This is a genomic window from Gilliamella apis, from assembly GCF_030758615.1.
Taxonomy (GTDB): Bacteria; Pseudomonadota; Gammaproteobacteria; order Enterobacterales; family Orbaceae; genus Gilliamella; species Gilliamella apis_A.
Map to the genome: position 1 here is coordinate 1,456,768 of NZ_CP132381.1, position 19,351 is coordinate 1,476,118.

The 19,351-nt window shown below is 32.9% G+C and carries 13 protein-coding genes; 8 read left to right on the forward strand and 5 right to left on the reverse strand.

The genetic code is table 11. From position 1 onward, the window contains the following. Nucleotides 1-2: 2 nt before the first annotated feature. The 6 genes from RAM17_RS06720 (at nucleotide 3) to RAM17_RS06745 (ending at nucleotide 8,019) form a co-directional block, all read left to right on the forward strand. On the forward strand, nucleotides 3-362 hold the full coding sequence (locus RAM17_RS06720) for a phage tail protein (RefSeq protein ID WP_086364675.1): 360 nt from the start codon (nucleotides 3-5) through the stop codon (nucleotides 360-362). A 184-nt stretch (nucleotides 363-546) separates the two neighbouring features. After that, nucleotides 547-1,281 (forward strand): phage minor tail protein L, encoded by a 735-nt coding sequence (locus RAM17_RS06725; RefSeq protein WP_110447935.1) that lies wholly within the window; start codon nucleotides 547-549, stop codon nucleotides 1,279-1,281. Nucleotide 1,282: 1 nt separating this feature from the next. After that, nucleotides 1,283-2,005 (forward strand): C40 family peptidase, encoded by a 723-nt coding sequence (locus RAM17_RS06730; RefSeq protein ID WP_086364525.1) that lies wholly within the window; start codon nucleotides 1,283-1,285, stop codon nucleotides 2,003-2,005. Beyond that, nucleotides 1,995-2,597 (forward strand): tail assembly protein, encoded by a 603-nt coding sequence (locus tag RAM17_RS06735; protein ID WP_086364524.1) that lies wholly within the window; start codon nucleotides 1,995-1,997, stop codon nucleotides 2,595-2,597. Before RAM17_RS06730 ends, RAM17_RS06735 begins: the two co-directional genes overlap by 11 nt. Nucleotides 2,598-2,604: 7 nt before the next feature. Beyond that, nucleotides 2,605-6,474 (forward strand): TipJ family phage tail tip protein, encoded by a 3,870-nt coding sequence (gene gpJ / locus RAM17_RS06740; RefSeq protein ID WP_110447934.1) that lies wholly within the window; start codon nucleotides 2,605-2,607, stop codon nucleotides 6,472-6,474. A gap of 48 nt (nucleotides 6,475-6,522) precedes the next feature. After that, entirely contained in the window at nucleotides 6,523-8,019 is a 1,497-nt protein-coding gene (locus RAM17_RS06745; protein ID WP_306239673.1) for a pyocin knob domain-containing protein, read from the forward strand. Here the strand turns inward: RAM17_RS06745 and RAM17_RS06750 are convergent. Continuing rightward, the gene (locus RAM17_RS06750) at nucleotides 8,016-8,258 is read right to left on the reverse strand and encodes a hypothetical protein (RefSeq protein WP_306239675.1); all 243 of its coding nucleotides are present in this window, start codon (nucleotides 8,256-8,258) and stop codon (nucleotides 8,016-8,018) included. The genes RAM17_RS06745 and RAM17_RS06750 overlap by 4 nt on opposite strands. Nucleotides 8,259-8,337: 79 nt before the next feature. On the opposite strand from RAM17_RS06750, the gene RAM17_RS06755 reads away from it, so the two are divergent. Next, nucleotides 8,338-8,868 carry a tail fiber assembly protein gene (locus tag RAM17_RS06755; RefSeq protein ID WP_110447933.1) on the forward strand — a complete coding sequence of 177 codons (531 nt, stop codon included), beginning with the start codon at nucleotides 8,338-8,340 and terminating at the stop codon, nucleotides 8,866-8,868. Nucleotides 8,869-8,891: 23 nt separating this feature from the next. Here RAM17_RS06755 and RAM17_RS06760 read toward each other — a convergent pair whose 3' ends face one another. The 4 genes from RAM17_RS06760 to RAM17_RS06775 form a co-directional block, all read right to left on the reverse strand. Further along, nucleotides 8,892-9,770, reverse strand: a complete 879-nt coding sequence (locus RAM17_RS06760; RefSeq protein WP_110447932.1) for a tyrosine-type recombinase/integrase — start codon at nucleotides 9,768-9,770, stop codon at nucleotides 8,892-8,894. Between the two features lie 664 nt (nucleotides 9,771-10,434). Then, complete coding sequence (locus RAM17_RS06765) at nucleotides 10,435-11,589, reverse strand: MFS transporter (RefSeq protein WP_181414665.1); 1,155 nt, start codon at nucleotides 11,587-11,589, stop codon at nucleotides 10,435-10,437. A 927-nt stretch (nucleotides 11,590-12,516) separates the two neighbouring features. Then, complete coding sequence (locus tag RAM17_RS06770; protein ID WP_110447930.1) at nucleotides 12,517-14,010, reverse strand: MFS transporter; 1,494 nt, start codon at nucleotides 14,008-14,010, stop codon at nucleotides 12,517-12,519. 29 nt (nucleotides 14,011-14,039) lie between these two features. Then, nucleotides 14,040-17,189: an alpha-mannosidase gene (locus tag RAM17_RS06775; RefSeq protein ID WP_110447929.1), complete on the reverse strand. Its 3,150-nt coding sequence runs from the start codon at nucleotides 17,187-17,189 to the stop codon at nucleotides 14,040-14,042. Nucleotides 17,190-18,293: 1,104 nt separating this feature from the next. Here RAM17_RS06775 and RAM17_RS06780 point away from each other — a divergent pair. Further along, entirely contained in the window at nucleotides 18,294-19,337 is a 1,044-nt protein-coding gene (locus RAM17_RS06780) for a type II asparaginase (protein WP_110447927.1), read from the forward strand. Nucleotides 19,338-19,351 lie beyond the last annotated feature (14 nt).

The following is a 19,351-nucleotide window of genomic DNA, read 5'->3' on the forward strand; positions in this document are numbered from 1 at the left end:
TAATGGAAATTGATAAATTCGAATGGCGAACAATGGGGCATCCTAAGGGCTCAGATTCGTCAAATATTAATGAAATTAGTTTTGGCGATGGCTATAAGCAATTATTCGCTAATGGAATTAATAATAATAGTGAGTCATGGGAACTAACCTACACTGGAAATCTTGAAGAAGTAGCGAAAGTTAGGGCATTTCTAAATTCGCACATTATTGAATCTTTTTTGTGGACTAATCCGTATGGCGAAGAAAAATTTTACCGAGTTGTAAATAACTCTATCACATCGGAATTTCTTAGTAAAAATGTTATCTCACTATCCTTTCAGTTTGTGCAATCATTTTCGTCGACCGTAAGTATTTTAATGTAAAATAATATATTTCTAACTTTTAAGCTTATTTTTGATGAATATAATGTCTTAATAAGAAAATTAATCATGATTTATTTATATCTGAGTTAATAAGTTTTAAAAAAAAATTTAACTTTTAAGAGAAAATAGAAGTTATTCGCCATAAACCGCTATTCAGCGGTTTTTTTATGTCTGGAGAAAATAAATGTCTATAACTCAAGATTTACAAGCTCTTGAAGGAAATCAACTAATACAACTCATAGAAGTTGATGGCTCTAAATTTGGACTTAATGAAGTTTTAAGATTTCATGCTCATAACATACCATTGAAAGGTTGGGCATCTTTTATTTATGAAAATATGCCATCTATTCATTGGCAAGGTCACGAATATTTTCCTTTTCCGTACGAATTAAGTGGTATTGAGTTAAGTAGTACTGGATCTCAACCAACGCCAGAATTATCCATAGGTAATATTGATGGCAAAGTGACCAAACTTTGTCTTGATTATGAAGATTTAGTACAAGCTAAAGTTAAAATTCACACAACAATGGCTAAGTATCTTGATGATTGCAATTGGCTTGATGGCAACCCTCATGCTGATCCTCTTCAAGAACGAGTTCAGCTTTTCTTTATTAATAAAAAGAAAGAAGAAACTAAAGAAGTAATCAAATTTGAACTTTGCTCTCCATTTGATATACAAAATTTACAACTTCCTACCCGTCAGATAACTACAGTTTGTACTTGGTGTATGCGTGGTTGGTATCGAAGTGGTAATGGTTGTGATTATACTGGTGATAAATATTTTACTAAAGATGGAATACCGACAGATGATCCCGCAAAAGATGAATGTGGTGGTTTATTAAAAGATTGCAAAGCAAGGCATGGTAATAATCCTCTTCCATTTGGTGGTTTTCCTGCAGCCAATCTTCAAGGTAAGTAATATGCGACAGAGATTATTTAATGCAATTATTAAACATGCTGAAAAAGAGTATCCAAATGAAGCCTGTGGGTTGATTGTTGATACAGGTAAAACACAAAAATTTATTCCTTGTAAAAATATATCAGATAATCCTAAAGAACATTTTCAAATTTCCCCTGATGAACAGTTGAAAGCTGAAGAACAAGGTGAAATTATTATGATTATCCATTCCCACCCAGATTCACCGATGTTAGTGCCATCTGAGTTTGATCGTATTCAATGTGATTATTCGGGAATTGAGTGGGGGATTGTTTCTTTTCCTGAAGGTGATTTCTGCACAATTTCTCCTCGATGTGATCGAGATTATACCGGCCGACAATGGTTACTTGGGTATGCTGATTGTTGGTCGCTGATTTTAGATTACTATCAGCGTGAATATAACATAACGCTTAAGAATTATTCTGTTCCCCGTGAGTGGTGGGAAAACGGTAAAGAAAATATCTATGAAGATCATTGGCAAACAGAGGGATTTATTGAGGTTGAATTAAGCGATATCAAGCTGGGCGATATTATTATGATGCGTTTGAATGCAAACGTAACCAATCATGCCGCAATTTATATCGGTGATAATCGCCTTCTTCATCATGCATTTGGTCAATTATCCTCACGCACCCCTTACGGAAAATATTATAGAGATAGAACGGTTCGCATTGTACGACATAAGGAGTTATTCGATGCTAAGTAATTTAACCTTTAAAGGCGCAATGGCTAAACAATTTGGTAAAAACCATCAATATGACGTAAAAAACATCAAAGAGTTATTGAGAGCTTTATGTGCAACCAAAAAAGGTTTCGAAAAATATATGTCAAGCGCTCACTTAAAAGGGATCAAGTTTGCTTTTTTTGTAGATGGTAAAAATATCGGTATTGACGAATTTGATATCAATGCAACTGGTAGAAATTACATGATTATGCCGGTATCTCAAGGTGCTAAAAGGGGAGGGTTTCTTCAAGTTGTAATCGGCGTGGTAGCAATTGTAGCTTCATTTTTTACAGGTGGTGCGTCGTTAACACTTTTAGGTGCAACAATTGAAGCCTCGTCCATTTTGGCTAGTGTCGGTATCAGTATGGCTCTCGGAGGTATTGTTCAAATGCTAACTCCTCAGCCAAAATTTAATGCAGGTACTTCTTCCAGTGCTGAAAATAAACCTAATTATGCCTTTGGTTCACCGGTTAATACGGATGCGGTAGGTCATCCTATACCGATATTATTTGGTGAACGTGAAATCGGTGGCGCATTTATTAATGCCGGTATTTATACAGAAGATCAGCAATAGGTGAATCATGGAAACGCAAATTATTGAAGGTCAAAAAGGTGGAAGTAAAAAACCGCACAATCCTTACGAGCAACCTGACAACTTGCTTTCAACCGCTAAACTTAAAATGCTTATAGCACTAAGTGAAGGCGAAATTGAAGGTAGTTTAACGGCGCAAAACATATTTATCGATAAAACACCGTTAGCTAATCCAGACGGAACGTATAATTTTAAAGGTGTTCATTGGGAATTTCGCAATGGCAGTCAAACGCAAGATTATATTCAAGGTATGCCTGAGGTCAGCAATGAATTAAAAGCAAATTTTGCTGTTAAAACTGATATGCCATGGGTACGTTCATTTTCCAATTTAGAGTTGGATGCAGTAAGAATTAAACTTAGTTTACCATCTCATGTTAGTTATAGAGATAATGGCGATATGGTAGGAACGACAACACATTATACTATTGATTTATCTGTTGATGGTAGTGCTTTTGAAACTGTATTAAATGGTAAATTCGATGGTAAAACCACATCAGCTTATCAACGAGATCACCGTATAGATCTTCCTAATGCCATTCAAGGGTGGACAATTCGTGTTAGGCGAATAACTCCAGATTCAAAATCAAGTAAACTAGTGAATGCATTTGGTGTTTCTTCATATGCAGAAGTGATTGATAACAAATTACGTTATCCTAACACCGCATTGTTATATGTAGAGCTAGATGCGTCAGAATTTAATGGCTCTGTTCCATTAGTAACATGTAAATTAAAAGGTAAAGTTGTTCAAGTTCCAGACAATTATGACCCTGTATCAAGAACATATTTTGGCGAATGGAATGGTACATTCAAGATGGCTTACACAAATAATCCTGCCTGGATAGCCCATTATTTAATGCGTGATGAGATAGCTGGAATGGGAACAAGAATTGAGTCTTCTATGATTGATAAATGGGCTATCTATCAACTGGGACAATATTGCGATCAGATGGTTTCTGATGGCAAAGGGGGTAAAGAACCTCGTTTTACTTGCAATGAGTATATACAAAGTCAACGCGACGCTTACGCAGTATTAAAAGATTTGGTTGCCTCATTTAGAGGTATAACTTTTTGGGGTAATGACCAAATCTATTTAACGTCAGATATGCCACAAGATGAGCCTGATTTTATTTATCACCCTTCTAATGTTATTGGTGATATTGTTTATGCAGGTGGCTCTTATAAAAATCGTTATACCTCTTGTCTGGTCGCCTATTCAAATCCAGACAATCATTACTGCGATGATGTTGAAACAGTCTGGGATAATGACCTAATGCGTCGGTATGATGTAAATGTAATGAAACTAACAGCTATTGGTTGTACATCACAAAGCGAGGCGCAGCGACGAGGCCGCTGGGCATTACTCTCTAATGTAAAAGATGGCGTTGTAACATTTTCTGTAGGTCTTGATGGTTATATTCCTTTACCTGCCCGCATAATCGGTATTGCCGATCCATCACGTTCTGGAAAGGAAAATGGAGGACGGATTCATGAGGTTAATGGTAGAAAAATTACATTAGATAGACCTGTTGATTATGATGTTGGCGATAGATTGGTAATTAATTTACCTGACGGAACAGCACAAAGCCGAACTATAAAATCAATTAGTAAAGATAAAAGAACAGTTACTGTAACAGCCAATTATAAAGTTCCCCCTGTTGCTGGAGCAGTTTGGTGTATTGATAGTGATAATGTTGCTATTCAGTATTATAGAGTAACATCCATATCAGCTAAAGAGAATCAACAATTTACTATTACTGCTGTTCAACATGATCCGGAAAAGTTTAAATATATTGACAATGGTGTAAGATTAGAACCTAAACCAATAACTGTAACACCGTCAAGTACTATATCTGCGCCTAAAAATATCGTTATTTCTGAAAGTAGCTATGTGTCACAAGGCTTATCTGTAGCCTCTCTAGAAGTCAATTGGGATAAAGTAGATGGTGCTATAAATTACATTGCGCAATGGCGCAAAGATAAGTGTACATGGATAAATACCGGACAAACTAATGGTACAAGTTTTACTGTTAATGGCATTTATTCCGGTGTTTACGATGTTCGTGTGCGCGCGGTCAATGCAGTTGAAACATCTTCACCGTGGGCTTACTCAGAAGCTACAGCGATTAAAGGTAAGATTGGCAAACCAGAAAAACCAGTAAATTTTACTGCTTCAGAGGATGTGATATTCGGAATTGACTTAAATTGGTCATTTCCAAAAGGTAGTGGTGATACAAGTCATACGGAAATCCAATACTCAACTAATGAAAATGAAGAAAATGCATTACTTCTTAGCAATGTTCCTTATCCAAGTTATAGTCATTCTCAAACGGGACTTTCGATAGGACAAGTCTTTTTTTATCGAGCTAGATTAGTTGATAAAATTGGTAACACAAGCGATTGGACAGATTGGGTTAGAGGCATATCAAGCACTAATACTAATGATTTAACCGATCATATTTTTAATGAGATTAAGGAAACCGATGCTTGGAATTCATTAGTTGATTCTATTGATAATGTTGTTAACAACTCGATAGATAATGCCAAAGCTATTATTGAAAATGCATTAGCTAATGATATTGAGACTAAACAAAGGAGAATTGAAAACAGTAAGTTATCAGCTGAAATTAAAGAAACTAATGCTGTTTTATTATCTGAAAAAGAAGCTACATCGATTGCACTAAAAGAATTACATTCAAAGTATGGTAATGTCAGTAGCGATTTATCGGAATTAAGACAAACAACAGCGGAACAAAATTCAGCAACAAGCAAATCGATTGATTCATTAACGGCAAAAGTTGGTAATGTTAGTAGTGATTTATCCCAATTTAAACAGGTTACAACAAATCAAAACTCAGCAACAGCACAAGCAATTCAATCTATCAATACAAAAGTTGGTGACGTTTCCACCTCAATATCGGATGTTAGTAAAACCGTAAATAATCTGGATGGAAAAGTTTCAGCCCAACGTAGCATTAAAGTTAAAGTAGATAGTAAAGGTCAGCAATATGCAGCAGGAATGAGTATCGGTGTTGAAAATACCGATAAAGGCATGCAGTCTAATATAATCTTTTTACAAGATCGTTTTTCCATTATGAATGCTGCCGGAGGAAATCCTCAGCCAATTTTTACCACTCACGGCAATCAAGTTGTTATTAATGAAGCTGTTATAGGTAATGGGACAATAACAGATGCAAAAATAAAAAACGCATCAATTACAAGTGCAAAAATTAGTAATGTCATTCAATCTGATAATTTTATTGACAATGTATCTGGTTGGCAATTATCAAGAGATAACGGCAGGCTAAAAGCAGTTAATGCTGAAATTTCTGGAAAATTACGAGCGACATCAGGAGAAATGGATAATGTTGTTATTAATGAAAATTGTCAAATAAAAGGTACTTTGAATGTCAATCAAATAAAAGGGAATGTTCTATCGACAAAACTTTTTAAGAAAAAAATTACTATTGCAGAAACAAACCCAAACCAAAAAGTCCATGTAATGAATATTGAGGCATCTGGAGAGTGGCAAACATTATGTTTTATCGAGACAATTAAAATTCGTCGCGGAAAAAGGAATATCGTAATACCAGGAAATAACTTACCAAATACATTTGAGCATATAAGAGGGAATATGCGTTTTTTATTTAATGATCTATATCCCTATGAAGTTAATAAATTTTACATAAGCAATATAGGATTTCACAATTTAATTTTACCAATTCCTCCATTTTCTGCTGGTGAACGAGTTGAAATATCACTAACTATTAATAAGCCTGCATCAGGAACTATTATTTATGATTTATTTTTTGATTCACTAGTTTTTTTAATGAAAAACTCTAACGGTTTTCTATCTGATTAAAAAATTAATAGCAACATTATAATTTGAAATTTCAAAATAAGGAAAAATATGTCATGGTATAAAGAAGGCTCTATAACACTGGAGCAAAAAAGCAAAAAAGTTATTGGAAGTGGGACAAAATGGACCAATCCACTTATTGGTATTTGTGCTGGGCAAATGCTGATACTAAAAAAACAAAACACAATTGAGATACACGAAATTGCATCAGTACAAACTGATACCGAATTAACATTGGCTAAGCCATATAATGGTGAAACTAAATCAGGGTTATTATACGAAATACCTACAGCTCCCAAAGTATCGATTGAAACATTAGCATTACGTATATCTGAAATGTTCAACTATTATCAACAGCAAATGGAAGGCTGGCAGACAGTATTAACAGGAGAGGGTGAAGTAACGTTAACCGCACCTGACGGACAAGTTGTTACAATTAAATCTCAATACTCAATACAAAAAGAACTAATACAGTTGGTTGAACAATCCAAAAACTTTGCTAACTCTGCTAACAAATCAGCGGCAACAGCAATTGATGCAGCCACAACATCTAATGTTAATGCAGTAACAACAAAAGAAAACGCAGACAATGCTATTCAGTCAGCTAAACAAGCGGTAGATAGTGCAATAGCGGCTAAATCGTCTGAATCTAATGCAAGTAATTCAGCTAAAGTAGCTAAAGCTTCAGAGGATAACGCAAAAAATTGGGCGTCAGCCATTGAACCATCAACGTTGGTAAGATACTGCGGTGATTTAGCTGATACGCATATCAGCAACTTAGGCGCTATGTCAAAAGGCGTTTATTACCAGTCAAACCATGCAAACGCAAAATTAGAGTTGGGTTATCCTGTTAGTGAGGCAGGCTCACTCATCGTTTTGCCGACACTGACAGAAGGCAACCAAAGTTGCGTGCAAATATATACACTCTATAAATCAGGTCGTCAGTTTATTCGGAACTACAGAGGTAGTAATACTAGCGGCTTTTGGGAAAATTGGATAGAGCAAATAACTACAGCAAATATACATGAATTTGTGCCGATAGGCGAGTTTCGATTAATGCCGTTTCGTGCTGGTGAATTACCGTTCGGGTGGTATTTTAGAAACGGTGATAACTATTTGCTAAACTCACCGCAGGGACAGGTTTTAAATCGATTATCTGATAATTATAAACGTGATCATCAAATAACAATCAAAGTCATTAATGCTCAGCAATATATCAATGTACCGTCCGCATTTGCACCTGACGGTAGGGGATTTTTTGAACGTGCAGTTAATGGAACTACTCGACAGGTAGGTAGCGCCGAAGATGACGCAATTAGAGATATTTGGGGGCATATTGATACAGGTGTTGTAGCGAATCATCACGAATATACCAGAGGTGCATTTTGTGGTACATATGCAATTTACCCGAAAAATGGTGGTTTTCAACCCATAAAAGAATGGGATGCATGGGGATTTGATTTTTACGCATCACGAGTAGTCCCTACCTCTCATGAGAATCGCCCCATTAATATGGGGTTAACACCTGTTATTTATTTAGGTGTCTAAACTCCAAGATAAATGACTGGGGTCATACCTATATTTAAAGATCTGTTTTCGTTAGCCGTTGGAACTACTCTCGATGCGTCAAAATCAAAAAATACATAACGCAATTGACGAGGATTAGTGCTTGACGCAGAGCTTGCGAGATAGTCATCGCCAGCCGATAGTATTGATATTGCACCATTTTTATCGCCTGCCTCAATTTTTGAGTGTCCCAATAAAGCTTTAAAATTACCAGTCGGCAAACCACCTTTAATATTACGAATAGCGTCATCTTCGGCGCTACCTACCTGTCGAGTAGGTAAAAATTAAATAGGAAAAATTATGATAAATTATTATTTTGACAATACAAATGAACTAAAACCATATACGCATCAACTTGATGCTAATGACGATACATTACCACCAGATAATGCATTGCGTGTAAAACCTGAATTTAAAGAAGGGTTTCATCCATGCGAGAAAAATGGAGAGTGGTTATTAGTTGAAGATCATCGTGATAAAACAGTTTATAACATAGAAACTCAGGAATCATACAGAGTTGAATATCTCGGAACGATAAAAGAAGGATTTACATTATTAGAGCCATTCAAGTTTAGTCGGTGGAACGGCGAAAAATGGGTTTTAGATGAAGATGAGCAAAACGCATTTAAAATAAAACAAAACAAAATGTTAAAAAGCTCATTATTGAATGAAGCTAATGAAAATATATCGATACTACAAGACGCAATTGATCTTGACATATCTGAAAATGGTGATGAAGACAAATTGAAGGCGTGGAAAAAGTACCGAGTTCTATTAAATCGGATTGATGCATCAGTTATTAACGTTATTTTTCCTGATAAGCCTTATTGATGGGCTTAGATCTCAATCATAGATCAAACTTTGAGATATCGCCACTCACGCCCACGACTATCATTGTATCTATCTGTCATTGCTTGAGATTTATGGCCAAGTAGTGTCATGGTGTCAATTTTTTGCTCTCGATATAGACGTTCAGCTAATGATCTTATTTCGTGAAATGTTGCAGGTGTTCCAGGCCAATGATCTCGACTAAAAACTTTATCTCTGAGTCTTGCAAATCCGCTTGTAATTTGTTTTGGTAATACCTGTTTTCCTTTTTTTGTTACGACATACTGTGCTTGTGATTGATTTATGATGTCTTGAATGCTGATCCCGACCTTTTTACATTTTAATTTGACTGGTAATGCAATTTTAGAGCCAGTTTTTTGCTGTTGTATTTGCAAATATTTACGTTTGACGTGAGTTTTTTTCATTGTAGATATATCTGCTCTACGTTGCGCAGTAACAATACCAGTTAACATTGCATCCCTGATATAGTGATATCGAGGGTTTTTATCTGCAGCTTCTACTATTTTTTTAAATTCATTGAGTATCATTCTAGATCTCTTTACGTCAACTTTTGGGCATTTTATTGGTTCGGCTGGATTTCTATCGTTCCAATCATGAGCGTAAGCCTCTCTGAATACGTCACGTAGTAAATGGTACATTGATTTAGCTGATGGGCGTTTATCTTGATCTATATAAATTTGAATAAGGTTTGATATATCGATAGGAGTAACATTGCGAATGTTTTTGTTGCCGATTTTATTGCGAATTACTTTTATTAAATAAAACTTAATTTCAAGTGTTTTATATTTTAATTCACGCTCTAATAGTATTTTTATATATAGGTCTAACCACTCATTAACTGTTTTAAATTTGTTTGGTTTAAATAATTTAGATAAGAAAAACATAATATACCACTTATAAAAAGTGAGTATTTTGCACTAAAACAAATAAAATCTGTTATTAATTTTTAATACAAAATACTATAACTCTTTATAGCGTATTATAAACCCATCAAGTATCATTCAAATGCAAGTTAGTATAGTGTAATTTTTTGTTTTAACTAGGTTAAAAATAATTAGTTTTATTTATCAACAATTAAAATATATTTGTAAACTTGTGGTATGGATTATTAAAGGGCAAATAAGAAATAAGCATAGGGTAATTGGCGTGTGACATATTTGTGCCGTAAAATCTGTAAAAAATAGTAAACAAATATACAGCAATAAGGGTGACCAACCTCTTTAATTGTTTGTTTTTTTGTAATTTATATTTAATTCAATTCAATAAGGCTATAAAAGCGACTCATAATCGATTGGTCACTGATTCAGGTCCAGTAGGATTATTATCTTTTGAATTGATATTAATTGTTTTCAAAATTATTTCTTATTTTATGGAGAAATTTTTGCTTTTTTAATTTACTTAACTAACTGATATGTAAACAATTCTGTTTCTGACGGCCAGTTTTTATTAAATCTCATTCGAGATCTTGCTTAAAAAATATAATTTTTTTATCTGCTCATAATCTTCTAAGAAATCTTTTGTTACATTAAATCTAACATTTACTATCTATCATTTTTTATTAAGTAATATAAGTTGTACTAAAGCAATAAAGATACAAATTGAGATGAATAGAATTAGGTTGTTAGACTTAAAAATAATAGGCAAAAATGAGCCCAAACTTGCACCAATGAAGAGAATACAAGTATACAGAGATGTTGCAATGCCTCTGTCCTCAATTGCTGATTGAGTGGCTACACAGGTAATCATCGATGGGACTGCGTAAGCAAGTGCAACGATAAATATGAAATGACTAATGAAAAGTAAATAAATATTATTTAACTGTTCATTTAAATAAAGATAATGTATAAGAAGAGAACTTGTCATTAAAAATAGACTTAAAGTAAGGACATAAACTGGCTTAATATGTCTAAATAGATAACTTGCGGTAAGGCTAAATAGCATCGCAACAATGCCAATCTTTCTTAGTGTCGGGATGTATTCTGCAATATTATTACTCGGTAAAATGGAATAAAGTGTGACAAAACTTAATAAAACAATTAAAGCACATAAATAAATCGGAAATAGTTTTTTACTAAATAAAACTCGCGGTAATTGCTTGAATATTGAAAATAGTGAAGCTTTCATATTACTAGAATTTTCTTGGTGAGTTTTTTTAGGAGTATGATAGAAAAATAACAGCGAACCAAAAATATAGATGGCCATTAAAATCCACATAGCTGGATAAAGAGAATTTGTGATCATCAAAGAGCCGAACCACTGCCCAATAATACCAGCTAACAGAAAAGCACAACTAATAATTGATACAGCCTTAGACTTCGATGGTTCCGATAGATTTAACGTAATCCAAGCAATTGCCACAGGCGGATACGATGCAGCACAAAATCCTTGGAGTGTTCGACAAATAAGTAACCAATAATAGTTAGTAATAAACGGCATAATGAAACTAATTGTTGCTAATAGCAATAACCCTATGGATAAAGTACGTTCTTTTCCTATTCGATCGGATAAGCCACCCCAGATAATAAATCCAATTGCATAAAAAATAGCGAATAAAGATGTCAGTAAGCCAATGTTATTTAAAGTTGCCCCTTTTATGAAAAGTACTAAATCAGAATAAACGGGAATAAGTATATATAACTGAGTTACTACCGATAGGGCGATAATGGGTACAAAGAAAGTTCCTGTTAATAATTTATATTTCACTATTTTTATCTGCTATATAAATATAATTTTTGAATTATAGATCTAATGATTGTAGTTTAACAACAATTGCTTCGCTTTTGATTTTCTATTTGTTTTAAAAACAAATTAGAATATATAAAATACTAGTTATTTTTAATTCGAAATATAAAAATGCAAGGAGCAATGACTGAAAATAAATTTTTTAAAAGTGAATATGATGACTTTTTATTAACTGTGATCGTTGGTATTGGTTAAGTTTCAGAAATGACAAATATTCTTGTAATAAAGTTAAAATATTGAGATGACAATGGAATAATTAAAACTGTTGATCCGCACGCAAAATCTCGTCAGTTTAATATGTCAGATATTAAAAAAATAATTCTAATATAAGAGTTTATTGAGGATGGCTGCATGTTAGATGGTGTAGCTAAAAAGGTTGAGGATAGAATTTCAAAAATTCTATAGCTGATGAGTTTAATAAAAATGTAGCAATAAATATTTTTCATACAGTTGTTTATTCTAACATTAATATGTTTTTCTCAAACTCAGTCATCTCGGCTTTGCTTTTTAAATAATTTACTTAAATATCAGTTTTTATCAAAAATACCTTATCAAAATATTTAATTCTTTTGTTTAGAAAATCTAAAGTTGATATTTTATGAATGAACTTGAACGATTTGCTATCTGTTATTGAAGAGCTAACTCATAATATTAATTATAAAAGTTTCTACTTGTACTGTTAACTTTTGTAGTTTTATATGTGACTAATCACGATTAAATTTTAAGTTTTATTTTACAGTTTAGGGTGGTTTTAATATAGAATATATTAAGAATATTAGGTATTAGATACTAGCTGAATTTCATCTAGTATCTAATTTTTACGGTTACTAATTTATGTTAGGACTATTTATAGTCATTTTATTAGTAATTACAACGTATAAATAGGGTTTATTTTTTCTCAAATAATTTTTTACACGGATAGCCTGTTAAGTCTTCTACTACGAATTTAGTTTCTTCAGATAACTCATTTACATCACCATTTGATTGTAAGACATCAATTGCATTAACTAATAATCCATGTTTTTCTTTATCTAGATTAAAGGTGAGTGTCACTAACATAGCTAAGAAAACAAGTAATCCAGTTCCTAAAAATAGAATTAATGCAATTGTGGTTATTGCTTCAGGAGTTTGATCTGCTTGTTTTTGAACAAAACCACCAAATTCTAATATTAATCCAACACAAAGAGTTGATAGGGCGACTGTCGTTTTTCTAGAGAATGTCATAACAGCAGCAAATAAACCTTCTCTTCTTTTTTTAGTGATCATTTCATCAATATCTGGAATGAATGGGAAAATATTCCATGGCGTGAACTCCATCAGGCATCGGCCTATTTGATATACAGTACCAATAACAAACAGTATGGCTATTTTTGATGATGGATTAAATACAAAAACTAAATAGGTCGCAGCTAAACATAAAAGCATAGTTGAATAAGCACCAACAAGTAGTTTTTTCGGTCCATATTTAACGAATGCGAATCCTGCTACTAATGTAACTGGTAATCCAATGATACTTAAAGATAAAAGGCTTCCAGCTACAGAAGCATCAAGCGTTAAACAATATACACAGAAAAATACAAATACAGTGTTATAAATATCTTTACCAGTAAAAGATAATAAATAGATAGCTAAATGTTTTCTGAAGGCTCTAACTTTTAGGGTAGAGAAATATTCTTTAAACAGACCAAAAACAAAGGTAACTGGATTTACTTTTTTATCAGATTTAGATTTTTCTAATTCTTTTAACATTTCCGGAGTTAGTGGTCTTTCCCAAGTTGAAAAGTAGGATATAATCACGCAAATCATGAATAATACAGCAAAAAATATACCATTAAATAGATAAGCATTTGGATCATTTTCACCATAGATTGCAATTAATCTGCCTGGTACAAATGTTGCCATAAAAGTACCTACTGCAGAAATAAACATTCGACAAGTAGATAGTTTGGTTCTTCCTGCATAATCATTGGTCATTTCAGATGGTAAGGTTTCCCAAGGAATCATTACCATGGCTACAACTACCTCAAAAGTTAAATAGATAGCTAGATAATATAGGTAGCCCATGCCATTAATCCATAATAATGCATAAGAAAGCATTAATGGTGCGCCAATTATTAAGAAGAATCTTCTGCGTCCAAATTTTTTACCTAATTTATTTTTATAAAAGTGATCGGTGAAACTCCCCATGAAAAGGCATAATATGGCGTCTAATATTCGAGCAATTGCCACAATTGATGCCGCTTCAATTGGGCTCAATCCAACAAAAGTAGTAAAGAAGTATAACAACCATGCACCTATAATGGTGAATGCTCCCCCTCCAATGATATCAATCATTCCAAAACCTATAGCTTTAGGAATAGTGATTATTTTTTGATTTTTCATTTTCCAAACCTCGTAATAGAATTAAGCAATTAATTTATTGAAATTGCATAAGTTTTAATTTCAAAAGGACTTAATTTTATTTTTAAATTCCCTTTATTTATGTTTTGATCAATAAAGTTCTCCATCAAATCACACTCTCTCCACCAGTTGATTTTGTAGTGAGAGCTGATATTGACATTTTGTGTTCCACCGGAGAAATCATGAATTCTGAGAATTAACCAATCACCTGATTCTGCTTTTTTCAAAGCATCAACCTGAACTAAATGATTATCTAATGTAAGAATTGATAGATTAGATGGCTTAATAAATGATTTTAATTTGCCATCATAAATTCTTAGCGGTTCATTTAAGAACCAAGCTTCTTGGGCAACATGACCTTCTTGCCAATTCTTCGTATGAGGAAATAAAGAATATGTAAATTGATGTTGTCCTTGGTCAGCTTGTAAATCAGGGCTTATAGCTGATTTGATGAGGGTTAATTGCATTATATTGTCTCTAATAGCATGACCATATTTGCAATTATTTAATAGGCTGACGCCATAACCGTATTCTGATAAATCGGCCCATTGATGTGCTACACTTTCAAATTTTGCATAATCCCAACTAGTATTCCAAGTAGTTGAGCGTTTAACATTACCAAATTGAATGTCGTACGTTGCTTCAACTGCTCTAATATCGACTGGAAATACTGTTTTAAGTAGTTGATTGCAGTCATGCCAATCAATATCAGTTATAAAATCAATTTTTGGATTATTACTATAGACTCGCATTTTCTGGCAAATTGAACTGTTATTAAAAATCCATTTAAATGTGATTTCACAAATTAATGGCCCTAATTCAGTCAGTTCGACAGATTGTAACTGTACAACAGGTGATTTTTTCTGAATATGAAATATTTCAATATCCCAAGCATCATATTTCATTGGTTTATCTTCATATACAGTCAATACATTGCCACAACCTGACAATACCTCTCGGTTATTCTTTTTATCAAAAATACGGGTAAGGTGGCCAAATTTATTCCACTTAATGAGATAAAAAGGTGTATCTATTTCATCATCATTATAGATAAAAGCATCTTTTGCCTTATTACTTTCAGATGTAACGTTATTTTCATAACTTACATTTATACAACTTAGTGGCGCTATTGATGGTATTTCAACAAAATAACCATCATTTTGTTTTGATTTTTGTATAGTGAGATATTGATTGGAATCATCTTTTATAGTGAGATTTTCTGCATAAGTATCAAAATAAACAACGTCATTTTTTCTCATAAAGTTAGAGCTATTGATGATAATTTTGCTATTAACATCACTATCTGTAATATTTTTTAACAGAGGTCTAAGAATTTCGTTATGTCTATTATTTAAATCCTGAAATTCAAGTTTGGTATCTTGATAGACTTCATGTATAGATGAACCAGGAATAATGTCATGAAATTGATTTCTCAGAATGAGTTTCCAACAATAATCTAGTTTATTTTTATCATAAACAGACCAGTCATTATTTAAGATTGAGTTAGTCGCCGATAACCATTCGATGAAACGAATATCTAATTCAGCTAATCGATTCGCTTTTTTAATTTGCGCTTGGCTGGTGTATGTTCCGCGATGAGTTTCAAAGTATAATTCGCCATCCCAAGTATGGAACCAATCATTGCTATGATTGATATTATCCTCTAGTTCATGAAAGAATTGCTTAACAGTACCAAATTGAATATTAGGTAATACTGGCATTTTTTCGAATCGTTCTAATAATTCAAGCATCTGCTCATTTGGCCCACCACCACCATCACCATAACCAAATGGTAGCAACAGTGTTTTTGTTAAACCTTTATCTTTATAGTTATCCCATAACCCCTGAACAGATTTAGCATTAACAATGCCATTATAGGTATATCGTGGATGTCCTTCTTCAGGTGTTGTAACAAAATGCGCTAAAATATCACTGCCATCAATGCCTCGCCATTTAAAAGTATCGTGTGGCAGTTGATTAAATTCATTCCAACTAATTTTTGTTGTCATGAAATATTTAATGCCTGATTTTTTTAAAATTTGTGGTAATGCCCAAGAATATCCAAACACATCTGGTAACCATAAGCATTCAGGTGTTATGCCAAACTCGGTTTCCATGAAATTTTTGCCATACATAATTTGTCTGACAAATGATTCACCAGAGGGTATATTACAATCAGCTTCAACCCACATAGCACCATCAACTTGCCAGCGCCCATCTTTGACACGTTGTTTTATTTGATCATAAATTTCAGGATAATCATTTTTAACATATTCATAGAGTTGTGGTTGAGACTGGAAAAAATTATATTTTGGAAATTGTTTCATTAACTTCAAAACAGTCGAAAACGAGCGCGCACATTTTTCTCTGGTATGTTTTATTTGCCATAAAAAGGCGAGATCGATATGAGTATGGCCTACACAATTAATCACAACTGGCGATTTCACCGCATCTTTGCTGTAATTTTCTTCTAAATACCTAGATGCATTACTGATTGATTGGTAAAATTCTTTACTAGATGGGTTTTGCCAATTAATGAGTAGAAAAGCGCTATCTAATAGATTAAGTAATCGCGAATAATAAAAATCATTGTTAGAGATAACATCTAATGTTTGTAATATAGCGGTAGAAGTCACGTACAAATCATGAGTGGCTTTATCTCTTAAACCGAAGGCAACTTGTTTTATACTGTTACCAACATGAAACTCATCAAAATGTTGTCTAACTTTACCTTCAAGTACGCCTGACCATATACGAATATCAAATCTAATTGTTTTACCAGAAAAGTCGTCCGGAAATGAAATAACATTATGGTTTTTATCTAAACCATGCCATGGTTTACCATTAACATAGAGTAACGCTTCATATTCATCACGTAGAAAAGATAATGAAAAATTAAAAAGACCTATATGAGTGGAACGATTCGGATCGGTTTTAGGGAAAGTATGGCTTAACCTTAACCAAACATAGATATCCTTTTCTTTCCACTCAAATCCTTGCTCAATATTTTGCCAATCGGCATTTTCATTAGGGGGCGGGGCACCATTAACTCCTTTACGGTCATAACAAAAATCAAAACTTTGTATTGTTTGAATATCATGTAATTCAAACCGCAATAGTTCTTCAACGCGTTGTTTTAATTTCCTTTCTGTAAAAAACATAATTCCCTCTAATATAGATAAATATACAAAAACAAACAATTGGTATAATAAGTTAAATAATAAAGTTGTAGTTCACAAATATAAAAACCAAATTTGGTGACTGAGATCACAAAAATTTAATTTAATTAATTTAATAATCGGTTCTAAGTGTTTTTGAAAAGGTATAATAACTTTTAATTTTAACTGATTTATTGATAATAAATTTAAGAGGAGTTTTGATTAGTATAATAAAGTCTAATAGAACAACTTTATCTATATGAATTTTTATTAGGATTTTGATTTTACTGTGAAAATGAAGAAAAATAAGCGATAATTGGTTGATGATGAAGTGTCTAATGTTAATATTATCAATTGATAAGTAAACTGGTGATTTGTAAATTGGTTCATCAATAATAGATGAATTGGTAATACAAATTAGTTTTACTAAAATGATAGGATGAGGTTGCCCAAAAGGATAGATTTTCACCAAAAACACAGTCAAAATTATAATATTTATATTACTCATGTAAGTTGAAAATCATACATCTTATTTTATTAGAATGCTCAGTGTAAAATATTGAGGATAATTCGATTTCTTCGTTTAATAGTGACAATAAAGCGATGGTTGAAAATGATTTCATAGAATTTAATGTGAATATATTCACTCTTAAACCTTTAAATGGTCATTTACTGTATTAAAAATTATATTTAAGAATCCATAATCGAGCAGTAACAGGTTCAAGTCCAGTTGTAAAATCTATCAAAAGTTTTATCACTATTTATTACTAATCAATAAGTTTGCTGAATGATTAAAAAGAACGGAATTAGGTTGTGTTTTTATACCTTATCATTGTTAAAAATGGTAAATTCACTATATAAAACGAGTTAGCTATCCATATTTGCTCAATTTTGAGGATTAAGGTTAAATCATTAAGAGCAAATTGCACCATTTAGGTGCATTGATTTTGATAATAGATAAAATCTTTCTTGATTAATTTTACTCTATTTTTAATAAGTTAAATAATTCATTGAGAATTTTTAGCGACAATTTAATTTTATTTAACTTGGTCTAGATTTTGCATGGTAAATAAAAGGATATTTATTTACTATCTATAAGGAAAAAAGATGAAATATAAAATAATACTTTTCACCACTCTATTCTTAATGAGTACATTCTGTTTTGGTGAGACAAAACTTCCTCGTATTGTTATTTTGGCAACTGGAGGAACAATAGCCGGTTCGGCTGCAAGCAATACCGATACCGTTAGTTATAAAGCCGGTGAATTGGGCGTGCAAACATTAATTGATGCGGTTCCTGAATTAAAAAATATTGCTCAAATTGATGGTGAGCAAGTAGCTAATATCGGCAGTAATGATATGACCAGTGATATTATTTTAAAACTATCAAACCGTGTGAATGAACTATTAGCAAAAGATGATGTTGATGGCGTTGTAATTACCCATGGTACAGATACACTTGAAGAAACAGCCTATTTTCTTCATTTAACGGTAAAAAGTGATAAACCCGTTGTCTTGACCGCAGCCATGCGTCCCGCGACCGCTATCAGTGCCGATGGACCAATGAATCTATTAGAAGCTGTGACATTGGCATCTACTTCAGAAGCTAAAGGGCGAGGTGTCATGGTTGTACTTAACGATAGAATAGGCTCAGCCCGATTTATAACGAAGACTAATGGCACAACCACAGATACCTTTAAAGCCGCAGAACAGGGATATTTAGGTGTTTTTATAGCAGCAAAACCACACTTTGAAACCAAAATTGACAAACTTCATACATCAAATTCTATTTTTGATCTTAGCGGTGTTAAAGCGTTACCTAAAGTGATTATTTTATATGGTTATCAGGATGATCCAGAGTATTTGTTCGATGCTGCTATCGAAAACCATGTAGATGGTATTGTTTATGCTGGTTCTGGAGCTGGCTCTACTTCTGTTAGAAGTGATAGAGGCATAAAAAAAGCAGAAAATGCGGGTATTGTTGTTGTACGCTCATCTCGAACAGGTAGTGGGATAGTTCCTGTAAACAAAACATTACCAGGGTTAGTTTCAGATTCGCTTAATACTGAAAAAGCTCGAATTTTACTCATGACAGCATTAACTAAAACTAAAGATCCTGAATTAATTCAGCAATATTTTCATACTTATTAGTTATCATGATTTAT

Bases quoted from the DNA above. Each gene is read 5' to 3' on its own strand.
- RAM17_RS06760 (WP_110447932.1), bottom strand. From the start codon at position 9,770: ATGTTTTTCTTATCTAAATTATTTAAACCAAACAAATTTAAAACAGTT.
- RAM17_RS06720 (WP_086364675.1), top strand. From the start codon at position 3: ATGGAAATTGATAAATTCGAATGGCGAACAATGGGGCATCCTAAGGGC.
- RAM17_RS06770 (WP_110447930.1), bottom strand. From the start codon at position 14,010: ATGAAAAATCAAAAAATAATCACTATTCCTAAAGCTATAGGTTTTGGA.
- RAM17_RS06735 (WP_086364524.1), top strand. From the start codon at position 1,995: ATGCTAAGTAATTTAACCTTTAAAGGCGCAATGGCTAAACAATTTGGT.
- gpJ (WP_110447934.1), top strand. From the start codon at position 2,605: ATGGAAACGCAAATTATTGAAGGTCAAAAAGGTGGAAGTAAAAAACCG.
- RAM17_RS06780 (WP_110447927.1), top strand. From the start codon at position 18,294: ATGAAATATAAAATAATACTTTTCACCACTCTATTCTTAATGAGTACA.
- RAM17_RS06745 (WP_306239673.1), top strand. From the start codon at position 6,523: ATGTCATGGTATAAAGAAGGCTCTATAACACTGGAGCAAAAAAGCAAA.
- RAM17_RS06755 (WP_110447933.1), top strand. From the start codon at position 8,338: ATGATAAATTATTATTTTGACAATACAAATGAACTAAAACCATATACG.
- RAM17_RS06775 (WP_110447929.1), bottom strand. From the start codon at position 17,189: ATGTTTTTTACAGAAAGGAAATTAAAACAACGCGTTGAAGAACTATTG.
- RAM17_RS06730 (WP_086364525.1), top strand. From the start codon at position 1,283: ATGCGACAGAGATTATTTAATGCAATTATTAAACATGCTGAAAAAGAG.
- RAM17_RS06725 (WP_110447935.1), top strand. From the start codon at position 547: ATGTCTATAACTCAAGATTTACAAGCTCTTGAAGGAAATCAACTAATA.